The organism is Mesorhizobium sp. 113-3-3, from assembly GCF_016756495.1.
GTDB lineage: Bacteria > Pseudomonadota > Alphaproteobacteria > Rhizobiales > Rhizobiaceae > Mesorhizobium.
In genome coordinates this window covers 1537749-1557229 of sequence record NZ_AP023243.1, presented here as the reverse complement: position 1 = coordinate 1557229, position 19481 = coordinate 1537749, and the positions used below count along the sequence as shown (strand labels likewise).

Here is a 19481-nt window from a genome sequence, read left to right as displayed (position 1 = left end):
CCTACTGCCCTACTGCTCTACTTCACAATCAACCGCTGCTGGTCGCGCTTCTCGGCATAGCTGCCCTTGTCATAGGCGGGCTGCGCCTCGAGCTGTTCCTTGGTGAAGGACGTGTAGAGATACTTCTTGCCGTCCTTGTCGGTCATGAACTTCAGATTATCCAAGCCAACCGCCACTTCCTTCTCGCCAATGCCGAGAAAGCCTCCGACATTGACGATCACTGCATCGGTCTTCTTGTCGGATGTCAGCACGACATCGCCGATCTCCCCGACCTTGGCGTCATTGGCGCCATAGACCGTCGCGCCCTTCAGGTCTTCACCTCTGATTTCTCCCATCGGCATCTCGGTCAGCGTCGACTTGTCGATAGCTGCCGTCTTTGTCTGGTCAGGAGCGGTGGCCGCCGGTGCCTGGGCCGTCTTATCCGTTGGGGCCGCGGCAGGAGCCGTTGTCTCGGCCGGAGCTGTTGCCGCCGGCTCATTGGATGCCGTCGTCGCCGGCACCGGATCATAGGCTTTGCGGTTGAAATCAGGCTGCGCCTGCAGCTCTTCCTTGGTGGTCTGGGCCACCAGCCAGCGGTCGCCGTTCTTCTCGGCCCACTGAGCCTTGTTGAAATCATAGGTGACATTCTTGGCGCCGAGGCCAAGGAAGCCGCCAACGCCAATGACCAGGGATTGCGCCTTGCCCTCCTTGCTCAGCACGATGTCGTTGACGCTGCCGATGTTCTGCGCATCGTCGCCGGTGCCGTTGTAGACGGTCTCGCCAATGATGTTGGTGGCAAGATTGCCATCAGCACGCTTCACAGGCTCGGCCGGAACGGCGGCAGGCGCTTGCGCGGTATCCGTGGCCGCGGGTGCCGTGGGCGCTGCAGCATCCGTCGAAGCGGCAGGTGCCGGCGCGGGCCCATAAGGCTTGCTGTCGAATTCCGCATGCGCCGTCAGTTCATCCTTGCTTGTCTGGGCAACCAGCCAGCGGTCGCCGTTCTTCTCGGCCCATTGCAGCTTGTCGTAATCGAAGGCGACATTCTTCGCCCCGACGCCCAGAAAGCCGCCGACGCCGATGACGACGGATTTGGCCATGCCGTCCTTGTCGAAGACGACATCGGTCACCTTGCCGATGTTCTCGGCATCGTCGCCGGTGCCGTTATAGACGGATTCGCCGATGATGTTGGTGACGATGCTGCCTTCGGCGCGTTGCACCGGAGCGGCTACGGCCGGCTCCTGAACGGCAGGGGCGTCGGCGGGAGCCGGAGTCGTCGCGGTCTGCGCGAAGGCGCCCGTCGCGATCAGCGTTGCGAGTGCGGTCGTGGCTAAGAGGGTGCGGATCATGATGGTCTCTCCTGACGTGTGATTTCGTGCGCGCCGCGTCCGGTTGGACCGTTCTCGGAAAGGTCCGGCGCGGCATCTCTACGGGTTCACAACGTCGTGACCATGCTGTTGTTCCGACAAAATTGGCGTGGATTTCGCGGACGGGAAAACACGGAGCAGTTGCACGGTGACGGGAGAACACGCCAGCAATAGCACCGCCCCGACGGAACCTTTCCCGCACTGCTACGTTTCAGCCTGCGGCTGGTTTCCTCCGGCCGTTTTGGACTGACACAACGGAGCGGGGCATGAAATTTGCAGCGGTGCTGAACCGGGATGGCGGCACCTTGCGCACCACCGACCTCGCCGCCTTCTCCGACAGGATGCGTCAGACGCTGGAAGCCGCGGGACATTCCTTGAGCATCGATGTGGTCGCCGGCAAGGACGTGGTGGAGGGTCTCGACAACGCTGCCTCGCGCCGCACCGTCGATGTGGTGCTGGCGGGTGGCGGCGACGGAACCATTTCAGCGGCGGCCGCGAGGCTGATGGACAAGAAAAAGGCGCTTGCCATCTTGCCGGCTGGCACCATGAATTTGTTCGCGCGCGGTCTGGGAATCCCGCAATCCCTCGATGCGGCATTGAAATCCTTCGCCGACGGCGAGATCATCGCCGTCGACATGGCCACCGCCAACGGCCGGCCCTTCGTTCATCAATTCTCGATCGGCATGCATGCCAGGATGGTGCAATTGCGCCAGGGAATGGAATTCGGCTCGCGCCTGGGCAAGATCCGGGCTTCGGCCAAGGCGGCATGGGCGACAATCAACAACCCTCCGGCGATGAACGTCACGCTTGCTATAGGCAAGGCCGAGATGACGGCGCGCATCTCGGGCATCGGCGTCACCAACAATCTGTTCGGCGAAGGCCACTTGCCCTATGCGGACAACCCTGCAGGTGGCGTGCTCGGCATCTATGTCACGGTGGCGCAGCAGCGCGCCGAACTGGTGAAATTCCTCTTCAATGTGGCGTGCGGCAGATGGCGCGACAATGAGCATGTGGAAATCCATCAGGCTGACCGAACCGTCCTGAAGATCCATTCCGGCAGCAGGAAGTTCCGAGCCGTCATGGATGGCGAACTGGTCAGGCTCGAGCGTGAGACGACGATCGAAATCCGGCCCGGCGCGCTGAATGTCCTGGTGCCGGCCAGCATCGCGCAAGCAAAGGCTGCCTGATGCGATCTCCAACGATGACGGCCGATAATCTAGCCACTCGGAGCGCTTCCTTGCTGCGTCGCCGGTGTCTTGGCCACCTCGCCATAGATTTCGGCGATACCCCAGGCCGCGAAGGCAAGAAGCAGCGCGGCGATCAGGATGCGCAGGCCGTGCCAGCCCCATCGCCCCTGCCGCGCTTTGTCCTGAGGAATGATCTTGGGCATGGCCGGTCCTTGTTTCGTTTTGCGCCTGGCGCACTCCGCAAATCACGGTCGGGTAACGGTTCCTCGTTAGGATGGTTCCGGGAGGCCTGCTTGGCAGGCCGATCGGCAGGACGGCGAAGACCGTCACGGGCATTTGGGGATTGGGGTGGATAGCAAGGCGGAAATAGGGGCAAGCCTGCCGGCCGAGGTGTCGCTCGCGGTCAATGCCGAGGACCGGCTGGCCGTGCTGCACGGGCTGGAGATGCTGGATACGGCGGCCGACCCGGATTTCGACCGCATCACCAGCCTTGCCGCGGCCGTGATGCAGGCGCCGACGGCCCTCGTCACGCTCGTCGATATCGAGCGGCAATGGTTCAAGTCGTGCTTCGGTCTCGATGAGAGCGAAACCGCGACCGGCATTTCCTTCTGCGCCCATGCCATCGCTGCCGGCGACGAGCCCATGGTGGTGACGGACGCGACGACGGACCCGCGCTTCAAAACCAACCCGCTGGTCACCGGCAAGCATCATGTGCGCTTCTATGCCGGCGCACCGATGGTGGTGGCGGGCGCCAGGATCGGCACGCTGTGCGTGCTCGACCGCAAGCCGCATGCCTTTCCATCGCAGGCCAAGCTCGATCAGTTGAAGACGCTGGCCGGCCTTGCCGCCAGCCTGTTCACCTTGAAGGACGCGACACGCAGCGGCGCCATCGCCGAGGCAGCCCTGGCGCGCGAGGAAAAGCGCCGCGCCATTGCGCTTGATGCGGCTTCGCTCGCCAGCTGGGCCTGGGATATTCGCGCCGACATGATCGAATGCGACGTTCGGCTGTCGGAACTGTTCAACCTGCCGCGCTCGACCCGGCTGCGGGCGCGCGACATCCTGACCGCCATCGATCCGCGCGACGTCTACCAGACCGAAACCCGCTTTCGCGATGCCCTGTCCGGCAGCGACGACTATTTCGGCGAATACCGGGTGAAGGACTTTCATCCGCCGCGCTGGGTGGCCACGCGCGGCCGCGTCATCGAGCGCGACGGCGACGGCAAGCCGACGCTGATCTTCGGCGTCAACTACGACATTTCCGAACGCAAGCTCGGCGAGGAGCGGCAAAGGCTTCTGCTGCGCGAGCTCAACCATCGCGTCAAGAACACGCTGGCGACCGTGCAGGCGCTGGCGACGCAGACCGTGCGTCATGCCCGCCAGCCCAGCGAATTCCTCGACGCTTTCGGCGCCCGGCTTCAGGCGCTGGGCATCGCCCACAACCTCTTGTCCGACCGCGAGTGGCGCGGCATCGGCATTCGCGAACTCGTGCAGATCGAGATCAGGCCCTTTGATACCGCAGACCAGCCGCGCATCGCGATTTCCGGCGCCGATCTCTTGCTGTCGCCCGACCAGGCGGTCGGCCTGGGGCTGATCCTGCACGAACTGGCGAGCAACGCGCTGCAATATGGATCGCTGTCGATTGCATCGGGCAAGGTCGATCTCGACTGGAAGGCACAAGGCAGGAAGGGCAACCGACGCCTGGTGCTGACCTGGCGCGAAAGCGGCGGTCCTGAAGTCGCGCCGCCGGAGCGCCACGGCTTCGGCTCGATCCTCATCCGCCGCAGCCTGGCCAAGGTCATTTCAAGCGAAGTGACCCACGAATTCCGGCTGGAAGGCGTCTTCGCCGAAATATCGATGCCACTCGAAGATCTGTCCAAATGACGGATCTTTGATCCCAGGGCGGGGGCGCCGGAGCTATTTCCCCTCGCCGGCATCCGGATCGTCGGGCTTCACGTTCTCGCGGTAGATGGCATAGGCGGCGAGTGCCACGGCCGGCCCCAGAATGACACCGAGGCCACCTTTTCCCTTGAGCAAGGTCGGCAGCACGGCGAGTGCCGCCGTGATGCCGATCGCCTTCATGTCGGCGCTGCGCCGCCTTGCCTCCCGGCGGGCACGGCTACCGGACATCAACCGATGGATCAGAAGAACGAGACCGGCGATCACCAGGAAACCGACACCGAAACCAAGTGCTGTCGCAAGCGATCCATAGCGGGCCGCGGCCCAGATATAGGCTGCCCCGACCAGGAAGCCGAGACCGCAGAATGCCGCCAAAGCGGCAATCGCATAGATGATGGCCGCCGTACGTGCGCGACGTATGGCGGCCACGGCTTCACCCGAGGCGAAACCCGAGAGCAGGGATGCCAACAGTCCCATCTGGGCGGAACTAGCGACGCGCGAGCAGCGCGAAGAGGAAGCCGACGCCGGCGGCGATGGCCAGCGACGTCACCGGCTTCTCGCGGACATTCGCCAGCAACTGCGCCTCGATGTCCTTGGCGCTGCCGCGCAGACTGTCAAACGCGGCCTCGCCCTGTGCGCGCAATTGCTCGACGCCCTCGGTGGCCGCGCGGCGGGCAGTGCCATAGCCATGTTCACCGGTCTTGGCCAACTGCTTGGTGAGCTTGTCGATATCGGCCTTCAGCTGCCTGATGTCGGCTTCGAGGTCCGAATTCGCCCGCGCGTCGTTGGCGGTCTTTCCTGCGGCGGTTGCCATTGCTTAACTCCTTGTGATTGCTCGATTTCAAACGCGCCTTGCGTCTCAAGGTTCCGGCATCGGGACAAACTAGAGCAACTCCAGGAGAAGTGTGAAACGGTTTTCCCGGGAAAAGTAGGTAGCACTTCCCTTGGGAGTTGCGTCAAAACAAAGAGATAGCCGAAAACACGTACGTACGCACCAATCGCCTATGTCGAGAGGCGCTTTCGTCAGATCAGGGGGCGACGTCCCTCGCCCAGCCCTTCCCAGCCGGCGAGTTGCTTGAGGCCTTCCGCATCGACAACCTCGCAACCACCATCCCGCCAGAGGACCAGGTTGCGGTCCATCAGTTTGCGGATCGTCTTGTTGGTATGAACCAGCGAAAGGCCAAGCGTGTCGGCGATATGTTGTTGCGTGATCGGAATCTGGATCGATTGCTTGCCGTTCAGCCCCACGACCTTGGCGCGGCTGCCGATGAAGGCAATCAGATAGGCGGCGCGCTCGATCGCGCTGCGGCGGCCGACACTGAGCAGGTTCTCATCCAGCATGCGTTCTTCGCGCGACGCGATCCAGGTGATGTCATAGGCGAGACCAGGATGGTTGCGGTAGAGCTCGTGCAGACTGTCGCGCTCGAAGACGCAAAGCAGCATTGGCGACAGGGCTTCGACGGAATGCTGCATTTCCCCCATGACGCTGCCTTGCAGGCCGATGAGATCGCCAGGCATGAGATAGTTGAGGATCTGCCGGCGGCCGTCCGGCAACAGCTTGTAGCGGAAAGCCCAGCCGGACAGCACGGTGTAGAGATGGGCGCTGTGGCTGCCTTCCACCAGGACCGTGGCGCCCTTGTCGACCGCCAGTTCCCCCTTCTTGAAGGTGCTGATGAAGGCCAGTTCCTGCTTTTCGAACTCTCTGAAAACCGGCAATGGCCGCAAAGGACATTTCTCGCAAGGATGCTGTCGGCTGGATAAGGCGCGCCCATTCTGGCCTGGCATTTCGACCCCTCTTCGAAAGCCTGCCGGTCAGCAGGCATTTTTAAACGTTTTGCCGGGTCGGGAGTTCCGGAGTAGAAGGCATGTCTTTTTTAAATGACAGCACGCCGAATTGCGATCATGACTCCCGGCGTTTCAAGGAGCGATTGCCCGTGCCCCATTTGCTTGACGGATTGCGAATTCTTGTCCTGGAGGACGAATTCCTCATCGCCATGGATGTCGAGCAGCTCTGCCGCGACCACGGGGCCGGCGAGGTGGTGGTTGCCCGCGACCTGGCCGAGATCGATGGCGGAAAGGTCGCAACGCAATTCGACGCGGCCATCGTCGATCTGATGCTGGGCGGCACCTCGACGCTCGAATTCGCCGCCGGCCTGCGTGAAACAGGCGTGCCTTTCGTGTTCGCCTCCGGCTATTCCGATGCGGACGAGATCAAGGCATCCTTTCCAGGCGTGAGGCTGGTCACCAAACCCTATTCAGGCGAGGATCTCGTCGAAGCGGTGGCGATGGCCTATGGACGCGGCTCTCCGGGGTGAACTGAGATCGATCCGAGTCAGGGACCCGGATCCACGTCAATGCGCCGCTGTCCCCGTCACCTGGGCCGAGATCGCATCGGGACCATATTCGTCCTCGCCGGAAATCTTGAGAATCTCCTGCAGGCGCGTACGTGCCCTGCTGACGCGGCTCTTGATCGTTCCGACCGCGCAACCGCAGATTTCGGCGGCTTCTTCATAGGAGAAGCCCGATGCGCCGATGAGAATGATGGCCTCGCGCTGGTCTTCCGGCAACTGCTCGAGAGCGCCACGAAAATCCTTGAGATCGAGCTGGCCGTGCTGGGCCGGATGCACCGCGAGCCTCGCCGTCATGATGCCGTCGCTGTCCTGCACCTCGCGGCCGCGTTTGCGCATCTGCGAATAGAATTCATTGCGCAGGATGGTGAAAAGCCATGCCTTGAGGTTGGTGCCGGGCTGGAAGCTCTCATGCTTGTCCCAGGCCTTGACCAGTGTCTCCTGAACGAGGTCGTCGGCCTTGTCGGCATTCTGCGTCAACGACACGGCAAAGGCCCGCAAGCTCGGGATTGCCCCAAGCAGATCGGTCTTGAAGCCTTGGGAGACCGCTGCCATGACTCAGTCCTTCTTCTGTGCGGGTTCGGCCTGTTCCAACTGGCTGAGCAGTTGGGAAAAGCGATCCGGCACATCGTCGGAGACCAGCTCGTCATAATATTGTTTGAGTTTGCGTCCGATTTCGGAGTTCGGCCCGAGCGGGTCGCCGACACCGTTCCGGCGCCTGCCCTCGGCGCCAGCCAAAATATCTTTCGTCATGTCCTTCATTTCGCCCTTATATTCCCAGCACTAGGCCGCTCTGACTCAACTCAACACAAGGCAAGCGGCACCCTCGTCTGGTTGCCCATCCCCACATCAAACGCCGTTCCCGCCTTTTCGTTCCATATCGGCTGGAACTTTCTGAGAAAACCCGCGTTGTATTAGCGGGGCTTGCAATCAGCTTGACCTGTAACCAAGCAATCGCGTCACACTGAGGGAGACGTCTTATCATGAGTTTATCCGCCACCATCGCGCCGCACCTGCCGTTCCTGCGCCGCTTCTCGCGCGCTGTCTCGGGATCGCAAGAGAGCGGCGACGCGCTGGTCGCTGCGATGCTTGAGGCCATCATCGCCGATGTCGACATCTTCCCCGAGGCATCGAGCGACCGTATCGCCCTCTACAAGGTTTTCGCCAAACTCTTCACGTCCGTCGCCATCCGCGTGCCGCAGGAGCAGGCTCAATCGGCGTGGGAACAGCGCGCCGCCGCCAATCTCAACGCCATCGCGCCCCTGCCGCGCCAGGCCTTCCTGCTGGTTGCCGTCGAAGGTTTCAGCGAGGACGAGGCGGCCGAGATCCTCGACGTCGGCGACCAGCAGTTCTCCGAGCTGCTTGCCCAGGCAAGCAACGAGATTTCCCGCCAGGTGGCGACCGATGTGCTCATCATCGAGGACGAACCGCTGATCGCCATGGACATAGAGGAGATGGTCGAGAGCCTCGGTCATCGTGTCGTTGGAACGGCGCGCACGCACGCCGAAGCGGTGACGATGTTCGGCAAGACGCGACCGAAGATGGTGCTGGCCGACATCCAGCTCGCCGACGGAAGTTCGGGCATCGAGGCGGTCAACGAGATCCTGTCGTCAACTTCGGTGCCGGTAATCTTCATCACTGCTTTTCCCGAACGCCTCCTGACCGGCGAACGCCCTGAACCGGCCTTCCTGGTGACCAAGCCGTTCAATCCCGACATGGTCAAGGCACTGATCAGCCAGGCGCTGTTCTTCGACCGTCAGGCCAAGGCCGCCGCGTAGGGCTGCTGCCTTTCCAGCCTGAAAGGCCGAACCCAAAGGCCGCCCGATGCAATGCGCCGGGCGGCCTTTTGGCAACCGGAGCCATCCGTCGCGAATTTTGAGGCGCTTTGCCTCTAACGGTTTGCAAGCATCGCCTTTTTCGGCAAAGGGTGGAACAAACCGCACCCACCCACGTTTTCCCTGCAGCATTCGGAAGGAGATGAACCATGCTTTACTGGGCGCTCGTATTTCTCGTCGTGGCGATCATTGCCGGCGCGCTTGGTTTCGGCGGCATCGCCGGCACATCCGCTGGCATAGCGCAGATATTGTTCTTCATCTTTCTCGCCTTCCTGGTCATTTCGCTACTGGCCGGCCTGTTCAAACGGGCGTGAGGGCGAATCCTACTCGAGCGAACACTGGAAGCCGCACCCCTCAAACGGTTTCCAGCCACCGCCGGACGGTGTCCTTCAAACAGACACCGTCCGGCGGACCGTTTTAGGGGACGGATTCCGCGGAAATTTCATTGGGAACCCATTTCGCAGTGAGCCGTTCAGCCTGAGTTGGGTGGACAGATCAACCGATGCGTTCCAAGACTGCAGATAGGACGGACGGCGCACGGAGCGAGGAAGTCATCGCCCTGCATCCGGCGGAAAGTGGCATGCAGCTAGGCCGGGCTCTTCTCCACGCGCTGCACAATGCCGGCATTTCCGTCCTCTATCAGGATCGCGAGTTGAAAACCGTCTGGGCCCGCAACATGCGCGCGCCCTGGATTTCGGACAATTCCGACGGCAATGGCATCCTGCCGACAGCGCAGGCCGACCGCATCAGCACCGCCAAGCGCGATGTGGTCGCCACAGGCAACCCAGAGCGCCTTGAAATCAGTGTTCCGGTCGAAAACGGCGTCCGCTGGTTTCAGGTTTGGATCGATGCCGACCGGGGCGACGCCGGCGACGTGCAAGGTGTCGTCACCACCATGGTAGAAACGACGGAGCAGAAGCGGCGTGAACAGACGCTGACATCATTGCTTCGCGAGGTCAGCCACCGCTCGAAGAATCTCCTGGCGATCATCCAGAGCATCGCGACCCAGACCGGCCGCTACTCAGACGGCATCGGCGACTTCCTCACGCGCTTTCGGGGCCGGCTGCAGTCGCTCTCCTCCTCGCAGGATCTGGTGACATCCTCCAACTGGCGAGGTGCGGCCCTTCATGAACTGGTGACGAGCCAGGTCGGTCGCTATGGGACGAACACATCGCACAGCCTTCGTCTGCGGGGCGCCAACCCCTATCTCAATCCCAATGCCGCGCTGCATATCGGCCTGGCGATGCATGAGCTTGCCGTCAACTCGGTCAGCTATGGCGCCCTGTCCCGGCCGGATGGATTCGTCGAAGTGACCGCCAATCTCAACGCCGCCGCCACTGGCGAGGTTGCCCTGTCGCTGACATGGGCCGAAGCCATTGGAACCAATGGCGGTCGGGGGAGCCAAAAGCGTTTCGGCAGCGTCGCGCTCGAGCGGGTGGTGCCGGCCTCCCTGAGCGGAACCGCAAGCCTCGACATCGCGGACGGTCGCCTCGAATACCGTCTTGTCGTCCCGCACAGCAATTTCGAGACGCAGTGAGCAGCTATCCCTCTGATTTAGAGGCGGATTCATATCTTAGGTGGATCCCGCCTGACATCATCCGGCTCCGGCTGCAAGCAAAGATCCTTAACCGGCTGTTCACCATAGGAGCGGATGCTGTTTTACCCAGATACCGCTGCAATCCGCCAAGTCGCGGTACGGTGTGGGAGGAATGCTTGACGGTCGCCGACATGAACAGACTGGAACAGGCCGCCCGTGTTTCGATGGGCGAATTCCATGATCCAGAAGCATCCGCGGAACCGCTTACCTCGCCGCGTCACACATTGCTGTGGGGCATCGTCCTGGCGGCGGCCTCGACCATTCTCCTCGTCGCGCTGTTCCAGCTGACCTGACCGAAATCCCCTGCTGGCGAGAGTGCGTGCCGTCAACCGCTTGCAGCGCCGGCATTATTCGCATGCCCCCCCGACCGCTCAGGAACTTTTGACCGTAATGGGCCGTTGTTGTGGCGAGAGGACATGTCGCCATGGAACACATCGCCGCATTGTTGCTTGTCATCGGCTGCAGCAACTCGATGACCGATTGTCGCGAGTTGCAGGTGCCCGTGAGCATTTTCGAAACCGCCGACGAATGCACCGCCGAACGCCCCTTTGCCATGGGCGACGTGCAGGGACAGGCGCAGCATATCGTCGCCAGATGCCTTGCTGTCGATCCCGCGCTTGAGGATGACTACGATCAGGTCGTCTGGAATGTGCGTCCCGACGGCAGCCTCGACGCCTCTCTTGCCATTTCCAGCCTCGTCATGGCATCGAATGCAACGCGCCCAGAAAAGGACTACCTTAGCCAACAATAAATTGGAGCAGCAAAGGCCGTTATTTCGTGCTAAATGGCTGCTGGAGCTTACCAAAGTGTGGACACAAAGTGAGGAGTGACTCTATGCGGAAGATGATTATTGCCATGGTTGCGGTCGCCGCTCTCAGCGGCTGCACCTCGACCGAACAGGACGTGGTTGGCGGCGGCTTGATTGGCGCCGGTATCGGCGGTCTGGTCGGCGGCGGCAAGGGCGCGCTGATCGGTGCGGCCGTCGGTGCCGGTTCCGGCCTGCTGGTGCGCAACCTGCGCAATGGCTATTGCCAGTATCGCGATCATCGCGGCCGGATCTACACGGCGCGCTGCAACTGATTCGGCGATAGTCGAAACTTCGATCCGGAGGCCGGTCCGCCGGCCTCCGGATTTTGCACGTATGGGCGTGCCCTGTCAGCCTGACTGTTCGCCGTCAGCCTGTCAGCGGAATTCTGATTTCCACCTTCAGACCATCGGCCTGAAAATCGCGCTTGATCGTGCCGCGCAGTTCGCGCGTGACGTTGAGGTCGATCAGCTTGGTGCCGAATCCGGTCTCGACCGGCGCCTCGACTTTTTTCTTCCCGGCCTCCAGCCAGTGCAGCGCCAGCGTCCGTTCCCGCCCGCGCCCTTCCACCGACCATTCGACCTTGAGCGCCCAGTCGCTCCTGAGCGAATTGGCGGAATTGCCGGCTTCGCCATATTTCAGCGCATTGGTCGCCAGCTCGTGGAAGGTCAGGCCGAGCGCCTGCGTCGTGGTCTCGTCGAGCAGCACCTCCGGTCCCGACAGCAACCCCTCGGGCAGATCCTTGCCGAACACCTGGCCAAGCTCGATGCGCAGCAGGTCGGCGAGATCGGCTTTCTGCCAGCGCGAGCGCGTCAGCATGTCCTGGGACGCCGCCATCGCCTGCAGCCTGGCCGAAAAAGACGCCGAAAACTCGTTGACGTCCGTCGCCCGCGACGCCGTCTGCCGCGCTATCGCCAGCACTCTTGTGATCGAATTCTTGATGCGATGCTTCATCTCCTGCAGCATCAGGTCTTTTTCGAGCAGGCTTTTTTCGGTCGTCTCGTGCAGGCGTGACGCCGCCTCATAGGCTCGCTCCTGGTAACGCGCCACCAGTGCGATGGCGCCCGCCGCGAGCAGGCCAAACAGCCCCAGCATCACCGGGATGGCGCGCGACGACGGCTGCGAGAAGGCGCTGGTCGGCCGGAACAGCACCGTCCATGGGCGGCCGGCCACCGTGATCTTGCGGGTGACGAGCAGCCGATCGCCAAAGGCCGAGGCAGGAGGCGTCTCCGACCGGAACAAGAGATTGCCGCTGTCCGCCGCGCCGTCATAGATCTCGGTGTTGACCGGCAGCAACGGCGCGCGGCTGAGTGCGATCTGGAACAGGTCGCGGGCCCGGAAGGCGGCGTAGAGAAAGCCCGCGGTCGAGGATCGCGATGCGTTGATGACCTCCGGCGCAGTCTCGACGTTGAGCCGCACGAAGACGAGGAAGCCGGGGAAGGTCTGCGTGGCACCCGTGCCCTGGCCCAGCTGCACCAGCCCGCTCGCGTGCTGCTGGTCATCGGCCATCGCCTGCTCGATCGCCGCGCGCCGCGCCGGTTCGCTGAACATGTCATAACCGATGCTGGCCTGGTTGGACGGATCCAGCGGCTCGAAGAGCACGATGGGCGCGCGCCAGGGCTGCGTGGTTCCAGGATAGATCGGATGGCTGACGCCAAAATCGTGGAGGATGTCGCGTTCGAGCGCCGCCTCGTCACCCGTCTTGACCAGCCCGAGGAACCCGATGCCGCGCAGGCCGGCGAAATTGTTGTCGACATCCAGCGCGTTGAAGAACGCCTTGAACTCTGTCTGCGAGATATCGCCATTGCGGGCGTCGAACAGGGCCTGAGTCGACCGCAGCAGCGACAGATGCAGGTCGATGCGGCTCTCGATCCGGTTGAGGGCATCGTCGGCGGCCGCTTCGAACTTGATGCGGGAGGCCTCCTGCGTCGCGAAATAGGCGAATCCCGCCATGGTCATGCTGATCAGCGCAACAGCGATGAACGCGACGATTGGAAAAAGCTTCTTCAACGGATGATGCGGCCCATGAGCAATACCGGACCTTTATGGGCAAGTCGTCAGGCCAACACAATGGCAAGGCCAAGCCATCGCGATCACTGGCATATCACGTGGGCGGCAACCGGCCATGCCGGTCAAGCCGATACCGGGCCGCCGGCGCGGGGCCTCAGGCGGCGATTTTCAGCGCGCCAGGCCCGGGAATGGCGCCCGGAGGACATTTGCCCAGGATGATCATGCCGAGCACCTCGTCCTGGGTGACATCGGTGGTGCGCGCAGTGCCGACGACCTGGCCGTTCTTCATCACGCAGACCCGGTCGGCCAGTTCGAACACATCGTGGATGTCGTGGCTGATCAGGAAGATGCCGATGCCATCGGATTTGAGCTGCTTGACCAGTTCTCCCACCTGCGCCGTCTCCTGCGGACCAAGGGCAGCCGTCGGCTCGTCCATGATCAGGATGCGGGCGTTGAACAGGATCGCGCGCGCGATCGCCACCGACTGCCGCTGGCCGCCCGACAGCTTGATCACCGGCTCCTTGAAGCGCTGGAAGCGCGGATTGAGCCGCCCCATCACCTTGCGCGCCTCGGCCTCCATGGCAACGTCGTCGAGCGTGCCCCAGCCGGTCATCAGCTCGCGGCCGAGGAACAGATTGGCGGCGGCGTCGACATTGTCGGCCAAAGCGAGCGTCTGGTAGATAGTCTCGATGCCGTATTTCTTGGCGTCGCGCGGGTTGGAGATCGAAGCCTCCTCGCCATTGACGAAGATCTGGCCGGCATCGCGCTTGTAGGCGCCGGACAGGATCTTGATCAGCGTCGATTTGCCGGCGCCGTTGTGGCCGAGCAGCGCCACGACCTCACCGGGGAAAAGATCGATCGAGGCATCGTCGACGGCGCGGATGCCGCCGAAGGCGATCGAGATGTTGCGCATGTCGATCAGCGGCGTGCCCGCGGCGGCATTTGTTGGGGCAGTTGCGGGAGCGATTTTGTCGGTCATGATCGTTTCTCCCCCTAAACCCGCTTGCGATAGACGGTGTCGAGCCACACGGCGATGACCAGCACGGCGCCGACGACGATGCTCTGCAGCGGCGAGTCGATGCCGAGCAGCACCATGCCCGACTGCAATGACTGCATCAGAAGCGCGCCCAGCATGGCGCCCATCACCGTGCCGGCGCCGCCGGCGAGCGACGTGCCGCCGATGACGGCGGCGGCGATGACCAGGAGTTCGTCCAGCGTGCCCAGCGCATTGGTCGACGCGTTGAGGCGTGCCGACGAGATCGCGGCGCTGATCGCGGCCAGCACGCCCATGATCATGAACACCTTCATGGTCACCCAGCGCGTGTTGATGCCGGCAAGTTCAGCCGCCTCCGGATTGCCGCCAATGGCAAAGACATAGCGGCCGAAACGCGTGCGCTTGGTGATGAAGGTCATGATGATGCCCACGGCCACCGCCATCAGCACCGGTATGGCAATGCCATGCGCGATGTACAGCCCGCCTTCGGGAACGGTGATGCCGTTCTGCTGGGCGTACTGGCGCACGATGCCGATCGGCCATGGATAGGAATTGGCGATCCAGACCGCGCCAAGGATAGCGGCGCAGGCAACCACGCCAAGCAAGGTCTCGGCCCAGACGGGGCGCAGCGGAAAGTGGAACCGCTTGCGCTGCGACCTGCCGTTGAGCAGCATGAAGGCGACCGCCACGCAGGCGACGACACCGACGATCCAGCTGGCGGTGGCGCCGATCGAGCCGCGTGGTCCGCCGCCCATCAGCTGGAAGGTTGTGTCGAGCGGCGCGACCGTGCGCCCGCTGGTGATCAGCCATGCCATGCCGCGCCAGACGAGCAGGCCGCCCAGCGTCACGATGAAGGCCGGAACCTCCATATAGGCGATGATGAAGCCCTGGAATGCGCCGATCAGGAGACCGAGCGCCACGCCGGCGGCCAGCGCGATGATCCAGAGCCAGGGATTTCCAAGCTGGAAACCGACGACGCGGATGAGGAATTCGGCCTGCGCCACGCCCATGATCATGCCGATCACGCCTTCGACGGATCCGACCGAGAGGTCGATGTTGCGCATGACGATGACCAGCACCATACCGGTCGCCATGATCGCGACCGACGAGGTCTGCACCGACAGGTTCCACAGATTGCGCGGCGTCAGGAAAAGCCCGCCCGACAGGACATGGATGCCGACCCAGATGATCAACAGCGCGCCGACCATGCCGAGCATGCGCGTGTCGAGTTCGGTCGCCTTGAGGAACCGCCCAACGGCGCTGAGTTCGGATGCACGCGCCCTGTCCGCTGCAGTGCTGCCGACCGGTTGATTAGAGGTCGTGTCGGTCATGCTATCCTCCCACCGGTTTACCGTCTGGCGCGGGTGCCGGAACATGGATGCTATTTGCTTTCCGCGGTCATTTGAAGCGGGAAGCCCTTGGGAAAACGCCGCGGCTTTTGGGCCGCGGCGTCGATGTCGAACAATCTTGCGCCGTTTAGTTGCAGGCGGCGACGCTGCCGGCGGCGACGCCCGCGCAGACTTCGTCCTTCTTGATCCAGCCGGCGTCGATGACGACGTTGAGATTGTCCTTGGTGATGGCGACCGGGGTCAGGAACAGCGACTTGACGGTGTTGCCGCCAGGCGTCGTGAAGTCCTTCACACCGGCGATGTCGGTCATCTTCTTGCCGTCGGCCAGCTGCGAGGCGATCTCGGCGGCATTCTTGCCGAGTTCGCGCGCGTCCTTCCACACCGACACGGTCTGGGTGCCGAGCGCGATGCGGTTCAGCGCGGCATGGTCGCCGTCCTGGCCCGAAACCGGCACGGTGCCGGCAAGACCCTGCGCCGTCAGCGCCGCGACGACGCCGCCGGCGGTGCCGTCATTGGCCGCGACCACCGCGTCGACCTTGTTGTCGTTGGCGGTCAGGAACTGCTCCATGTTCTTCTGGGCGTTGGCGGGCAGCCAGCCGTCCGTATAGGCCTCGCCGACATTCTTGATCTTGCCGCTGTCGATGGCAGCCTTCAGCACTTCCATCGAGCCCGCGAACAGGAAGTCGGCATTCGGATCGGCGCCCGAGCCCTTGATGAAGACATAGTTGCCTTCCGGCTTGGCCTTGAACACCGCGCTCGCCTGCAGGCGACCGACTTCCTTGTTGTCGAAGGTCAGGTAGAAGACGTCCTTGTTCTCGATCAGGCGGTCATAGCCGACGACCGGAATGCCTTCGTCCAGCGCCTTCTGCACGGCCGGGCCGATGGCCGAGGCATCCTGCGCCAGGATGATCAGCGAATTGGCGCCCTGCGAGATCAGGCTTTCGACATCGGTGAGCTGCTTTCCGGGATTGGACTGCGCGTCAGCGGAAATGTACTTGTCGCCGGCGGCCTCGATGGCCTTCTTCATGGCGGCCTCGTCGGTCTTCCAGCGCTCTTCCTGGAAGTTGGACCACGAAACGCCGATGACCTTGTCCTTCGCCTGCGCGACCGACGCAAGCGTCAGCGACATGGCGACACCCGCCAGGATGGCGGTTGTGAATCTCTTCATAATATTCCTCCCTGCGCCGCGTATGGCGCGACCAAACTGGCCCTAAGGCCGGCACAGAGGCTCTATTTTTTCGAGCCTCGAAAAAACACTGGTCTAACACCGGAACGCTGTCAACAACGATTCTGATGGATTTTGATGCCCTTCCGAATTTTTTTCGAGCCTCGGAATAAATAAATGACAGGACGGGCCGCTTCTGCCAGTATTTGACCGTGTCGCGCGGCGTTCGAGGGACCGGAGGAGCCGCGGCGACCGGGAGGATATGGAAAAACATGTCGGTCGGAATCCGTCACGACGATCTGCGCCGGCGCAACCGCGCCATGGTGATCACGGCCGTGCGCCGGGCCGGCCGGCCTTCGCGCACCGAGATCGCGGCGACCACCGGCCTCAGCCATTCGACCATATCGGCGATTTCCTCCGACCTGATCGGTGAAGGCATCCTGGCCGAGGGCAAGCCGAGCGAGGCCGGCGCGCTCAAACGCGGCAGGCCGCAGGTCGGCCTTGGCCTCAACCCGGAGGCCGCGGCTGTCATGACCGTGGTGCTGTCGCTGAATTTCCTCTCCGTCGCCGTCATCGACTATGCCGGCCAGGTGATATCGGAGGAACAGCGCCGGCTGGACACGCTGACCATGTCGCGCGAAGCGCTGATCGGCGAATGCACGGCAATCGTGCGACGGCGGCTCGAGGATCCCGACATCGACGTACGCAGCGTCGCCCGCATCGCGCTGGCGATCCAGGGCATCACCGACACCGAAGCCCGGGCGATGCTCTGGTCGCCGATCACGCCGCAGACCGACATCGCCTTCGCCGACATACTCGAAGCCGAGTTCGGCATCCCCGCCACCATGGAAAACGACTGCAACATGATGGCGGTGGCGCTGCGCTGGCGCGATCCCGAGCGCTACCGCGACGACTTCATCGCCATCCTTTTGTCGCACGGCATCGGCATGGGGCTGGTGCTGAAGGGCGAGCTGTTCACCGGCACCCATTCCTCGGGCGGCGAGTTCGGCCACATGATCCATCGGCCGGGCGGCGCGCTCTGCCGCTGCGGCCGCCGTGGCTGCGTCGAGGCTTATGCCGGCAACTATGCCATCTGGCGCAACGCCAGGCAGCTCAGCGAGGACACCGAGCCGGTGGCCGATGTCAGCGACGCGCAGATGCGGGCATTGGCCGCCACGGCACGCGAACGGGACGGGCCCGAGCGCGAAGCCTACCGCAAGGCCGGCGAGGCACTTGGCTACGGCCTCGGCAGCCTGTTCGCGCTGATCGATCCCGCGCCCGTCGCCATGGTCGGCGTCAGCGCCGCCGCCTTCGACCTGATCGAGCCGGCACTGCGCGAGGCGATCGCCCAGACCGCTGGCGGCCAGCACTCGAAATCGATCTCCTTCGACACCGAGCCGAACGAGCTGCCGCTGATCCGCGAAGGCTGTGCCATGCGCGCGCTGACCTTCGTCGACCAGGAGATTTTCGCGCCGGGCGTGCAAACGAAAGCGGGCCTTGCCGCCAAGAAAAACGTCGCCTGAATCAGGTCGCTTTCAATCTTCCCTGATCGCGTAGCCAGCGCCGCGAATGGTGCGGATGACATCCGGCATGCGGCCATTGTTGACCGCCTTGCGCAGCCGGCCGACATGCACGTCGACAGTGCGTTCGTCGATGTAGATCGTCTCGCCCCAGACATTGTCGAGCAGTTGGCTGCGCGAGAACACGCGGCCGGGGTGGCGCATCATGAATTCGAGCAGGCGGAATTCGGTCGGTCCGAGCCGGATCTCGCTCTTCTTGCGATAGACCCGGTGCGATTCGCGGTCGAGCACGATGTCGCCGACCTTGAGCACGCTGGACAGCACTTCCGGCTTGGCGCGGCGCAGCAGCGCCTTGACGCGAGCCATGAATTCCGGCGTCGAGAACGGCTTGACCAGATAGTCGTCGGCGCCGGTGGACAGCCCACGCACACGGTCGCTTTCTTCGCCCCGCGCGGTCAGCATGATGATCGGCAGCCGCTCGGTCTCGGGCCGCATCCGCAGGCGCCGGCAGAGTTCGATGCCGGACACCGCCGGCACCATCCAGTCGAGCACCAGGAGGTCGGGCACGTTCTCCTGCAGGCGGATTTCGGCTTCGTCGCCGCGTGTCACCACCTCGACCTGATAACCTTCCGATTCCAGATTGTAGCGGAGGAGCACGCCGAGCGGCTCCTCGTCCTCCACCACCATGATGCGTGGTGCGATCATCGCTTGGTTACCCCTGCGCTCAGGCCGCCGGCGCCGACATCGCCGTCTCGTCCTGCTTTGGACGGTTGGCGGGCAGTTGCGTGCCGGTCAGGACATAGTACGCGTTCTCGGCGATGTTGGTCACATGGTCGCCGATGCGTTCGAGATTCTTGGCGCAGAACAACAGATGCGTGCAGGCCGTGATGTTGCGCGGATCCTCCATCATATAGGTCAGCAGTTCGCGGAAGACGGAGGTGTATTTGACGTCGATGCGTTCGTCGTCGGCGCGCAGCTTCGCCAGTGCGGCGGCATCGCGCGCCGCATATTCCTCGATCACGCCCTGCACCTGGATCAGCACCAGCTGCGCCATGGCGTCGATGGAATGCGACAGGTCGCGCGGCGTGGAGCTGAGGCCGACGGTGCCGACGCGCTTGGCAATGTTCTTGGCAAGGTCGCCGATGCGTTCGAGATCGCCGGCCATGCGGATCGAGCCCACGACATGACGCAGATCGTCGGCCATAGGCTGGCGCTTGGCGATCAGCGTGATGGCGCGGTCGTCGAGCTCGCGCTGGCGCGCATCCATGATGGCGTCGTCGGAGACCACGCGCTGGGCGAGCGCATTGTCGGAATTCAGCAGCGCCTTGGTGGCGCCGCCGACCATCGAGCCGGCGAGATCGCCCATGTCGCTGATCAGCCTGCTGATCTGTCCGAGATCCTCGTCGAAGGCTGCGACTGTGTGTTCGGCCAT

General features: G+C 63.2%; 23 protein-coding genes. 10 read left to right on the top strand and 13 right to left on the bottom strand.

What is annotated here, in order from left to right:
* Positions 1–17: 17 nt before the first annotated feature.
* A complete protein-coding gene (locus tag JG746_RS07540) occupies positions 18–1325 on the bottom strand; it encodes a PRC-barrel domain-containing protein (protein ID WP_202357575.1) in 1308 nt (435 codons plus the stop codon).
* Positions 1326–1609: 284 nt separating this feature from the next.
* On the opposite strand from JG746_RS07540, the gene JG746_RS07535 reads away from it, so the two are divergent.
* The gene (locus JG746_RS07535) at positions 1610–2530 is read left to right on the top strand and encodes a diacylglycerol/lipid kinase family protein (RefSeq protein WP_202357574.1); all 921 of its coding nucleotides are present in this window, start codon (positions 1610–1612) and stop codon (positions 2528–2530) included.
* Positions 2531–2559: 29 nt separating this feature from the next.
* On the opposite strand, the gene JG746_RS07530 is transcribed toward JG746_RS07535, so the two are convergent.
* Positions 2560–2733 carry a hypothetical protein gene (locus tag JG746_RS07530; protein WP_181823671.1) on the bottom strand — a complete coding sequence of 58 codons (174 nt, stop codon included), beginning with the start codon at positions 2731–2733 and terminating at the stop codon, positions 2560–2562.
* Positions 2734–2878: 145 nt separating this feature from the next.
* Here JG746_RS07530 and JG746_RS07525 point away from each other — a divergent pair, with 145 nt between their 5' ends.
* Positions 2879–4411 carry a sensor histidine kinase gene (locus tag JG746_RS07525; RefSeq protein ID WP_202357573.1) on the top strand — a complete coding sequence of 511 codons (1533 nt, stop codon included), beginning with the start codon at positions 2879–2881 and terminating at the stop codon, positions 4409–4411.
* Positions 4412–4444: 33 nt separating this feature from the next.
* Here the strand turns inward: JG746_RS07525 and JG746_RS07520 are convergent, their stop codons facing one another.
* The 3 genes from JG746_RS07520 to JG746_RS07510 all read right to left on the bottom strand — a co-directional run bounded on the left by JG746_RS07520 (position 4445) and on the right by JG746_RS07510 (position 6211).
* Positions 4445–4903, bottom strand: coding sequence for a hypothetical protein (locus JG746_RS07520; RefSeq protein WP_202357572.1), 459 nt, complete (start codon positions 4901–4903; stop codon positions 4445–4447).
* 10 nt (positions 4904–4913) lie between these two features.
* Positions 4914–5240 carry a DUF883 family protein gene (locus JG746_RS07515; RefSeq protein ID WP_202357571.1) on the bottom strand — a complete coding sequence of 109 codons (327 nt, stop codon included), beginning with the start codon at positions 5238–5240 and terminating at the stop codon, positions 4914–4916.
* 209 nt (positions 5241–5449) lie between these two features.
* The gene (locus JG746_RS07510) at positions 5450–6211 is read right to left on the bottom strand and encodes a Crp/Fnr family transcriptional regulator (RefSeq protein WP_202357570.1); all 762 of its coding nucleotides are present in this window, start codon (positions 6209–6211) and stop codon (positions 5450–5452) included.
* An 80-nt stretch (positions 6212–6291) separates the two neighbouring features.
* On the opposite strand from JG746_RS07510, the gene JG746_RS07505 reads away from it, so the two are divergent.
* Positions 6292–6741 (top strand): response regulator, encoded by a 450-nt coding sequence (locus JG746_RS07505; protein WP_446721191.1) that lies wholly within the window; start codon positions 6292–6294, stop codon positions 6739–6741.
* A 36-nt stretch (positions 6742–6777) separates the two neighbouring features.
* Here the strand turns inward: JG746_RS07505 and JG746_RS07500 are convergent, their stop codons facing one another.
* Together JG746_RS07500 and JG746_RS07495 are read right to left on the bottom strand one after the other, a co-directional pair.
* On the bottom strand, positions 6778–7329 hold the full coding sequence (locus tag JG746_RS07500) for an RNA polymerase sigma factor (protein WP_010911883.1): 552 nt from the start codon (positions 7327–7329) through the stop codon (positions 6778–6780).
* Between the two features lie 3 nt (positions 7330–7332).
* Positions 7333–7536 carry a NepR family anti-sigma factor gene (locus tag JG746_RS07495; RefSeq protein WP_202357569.1) on the bottom strand — a complete coding sequence of 68 codons (204 nt, stop codon included), beginning with the start codon at positions 7534–7536 and terminating at the stop codon, positions 7333–7335.
* A 221-nt stretch (positions 7537–7757) separates the two neighbouring features.
* On the opposite strand from JG746_RS07495, the gene JG746_RS07490 reads away from it, so the two are divergent.
* From JG746_RS07490 to JG746_RS07465, 6 genes are all read left to right on the top strand, one after another.
* A complete protein-coding gene (locus tag JG746_RS07490; protein WP_064990804.1) occupies positions 7758–8552 on the top strand; it encodes a response regulator in 795 nt (264 codons plus the stop codon).
* Positions 8553–8758: 206 nt separating this feature from the next.
* Positions 8759–8923 carry a DUF1328 domain-containing protein gene (locus JG746_RS07485; RefSeq protein WP_027031438.1) on the top strand — a complete coding sequence of 55 codons (165 nt, stop codon included), beginning with the start codon at positions 8759–8761 and terminating at the stop codon, positions 8921–8923.
* Positions 8924–9111: 188 nt separating this feature from the next.
* Positions 9112–10146 carry a sensor histidine kinase gene (locus JG746_RS07480; protein ID WP_202357568.1) on the top strand — a complete coding sequence of 345 codons (1035 nt, stop codon included), beginning with the start codon at positions 9112–9114 and terminating at the stop codon, positions 10144–10146.
* Positions 10147–10322: 176 nt separating this feature from the next.
* A complete protein-coding gene (locus JG746_RS07475; RefSeq protein WP_202357567.1) occupies positions 10323–10499 on the top strand; it encodes a hypothetical protein in 177 nt (58 codons plus the stop codon).
* 131 nt (positions 10500–10630) lie between these two features.
* On the top strand, positions 10631–10957 hold the full coding sequence (locus tag JG746_RS07470) for a hypothetical protein (RefSeq protein WP_202357566.1): 327 nt from the start codon (positions 10631–10633) through the stop codon (positions 10955–10957).
* A gap of 83 nt (positions 10958–11040) precedes the next feature.
* Positions 11041–11286 (top strand): YMGG-like glycine zipper-containing protein, encoded by a 246-nt coding sequence (locus tag JG746_RS07465; RefSeq protein WP_019861598.1) that lies wholly within the window; start codon positions 11041–11043, stop codon positions 11284–11286.
* 94 nt (positions 11287–11380) lie between these two features.
* Here the strand turns inward: JG746_RS07465 and JG746_RS07460 are convergent, their stop codons facing one another.
* The 4 genes from JG746_RS07460 to xylF all read right to left on the bottom strand — a co-directional run bounded on the left by JG746_RS07460 (position 11381) and on the right by xylF (position 16532).
* On the bottom strand, positions 11381–13021 hold the full coding sequence (locus JG746_RS07460; protein ID WP_202357565.1) for a CHASE domain-containing protein: 1641 nt from the start codon (positions 13019–13021) through the stop codon (positions 11381–11383).
* A 154-nt stretch (positions 13022–13175) separates the two neighbouring features.
* On the bottom strand, positions 13176–14000 hold the full coding sequence (locus JG746_RS07455; protein WP_202357564.1) for an ATP-binding cassette domain-containing protein: 825 nt from the start codon (positions 13998–14000) through the stop codon (positions 13176–13178).
* A gap of 14 nt (positions 14001–14014) precedes the next feature.
* A complete protein-coding gene (locus JG746_RS07450; protein WP_202357563.1) occupies positions 14015–15346 on the bottom strand; it encodes a sugar ABC transporter permease in 1332 nt (443 codons plus the stop codon).
* A 145-nt stretch (positions 15347–15491) separates the two neighbouring features.
* Positions 15492–16532, bottom strand: a complete 1041-nt coding sequence (gene xylF / locus JG746_RS07445; protein ID WP_202357562.1) for a D-xylose ABC transporter substrate-binding protein — start codon at positions 16530–16532, stop codon at positions 15492–15494.
* 269 nt (positions 16533–16801) lie between these two features.
* On the opposite strand from xylF, the gene JG746_RS07440 reads away from it, so the two are divergent.
* Complete coding sequence (locus JG746_RS07440; RefSeq protein ID WP_202357561.1) at positions 16802–18052, top strand: ROK family protein; 1251 nt, start codon at positions 16802–16804, stop codon at positions 18050–18052.
* Between the two features lie 12 nt (positions 18053–18064).
* Here JG746_RS07440 and phoB read toward each other — a convergent pair whose 3' ends face one another.
* A complete protein-coding gene (phoB, locus tag JG746_RS07435; RefSeq protein WP_010911896.1) occupies positions 18065–18754 on the bottom strand; it encodes a phosphate regulon transcriptional regulator PhoB in 690 nt (229 codons plus the stop codon).
* 19 nt (positions 18755–18773) lie between these two features.
* Entirely contained in the window at positions 18774–19481 is a 708-nt protein-coding gene (gene phoU / locus JG746_RS07430; protein WP_202357560.1) for a phosphate signaling complex protein PhoU, read from the bottom strand.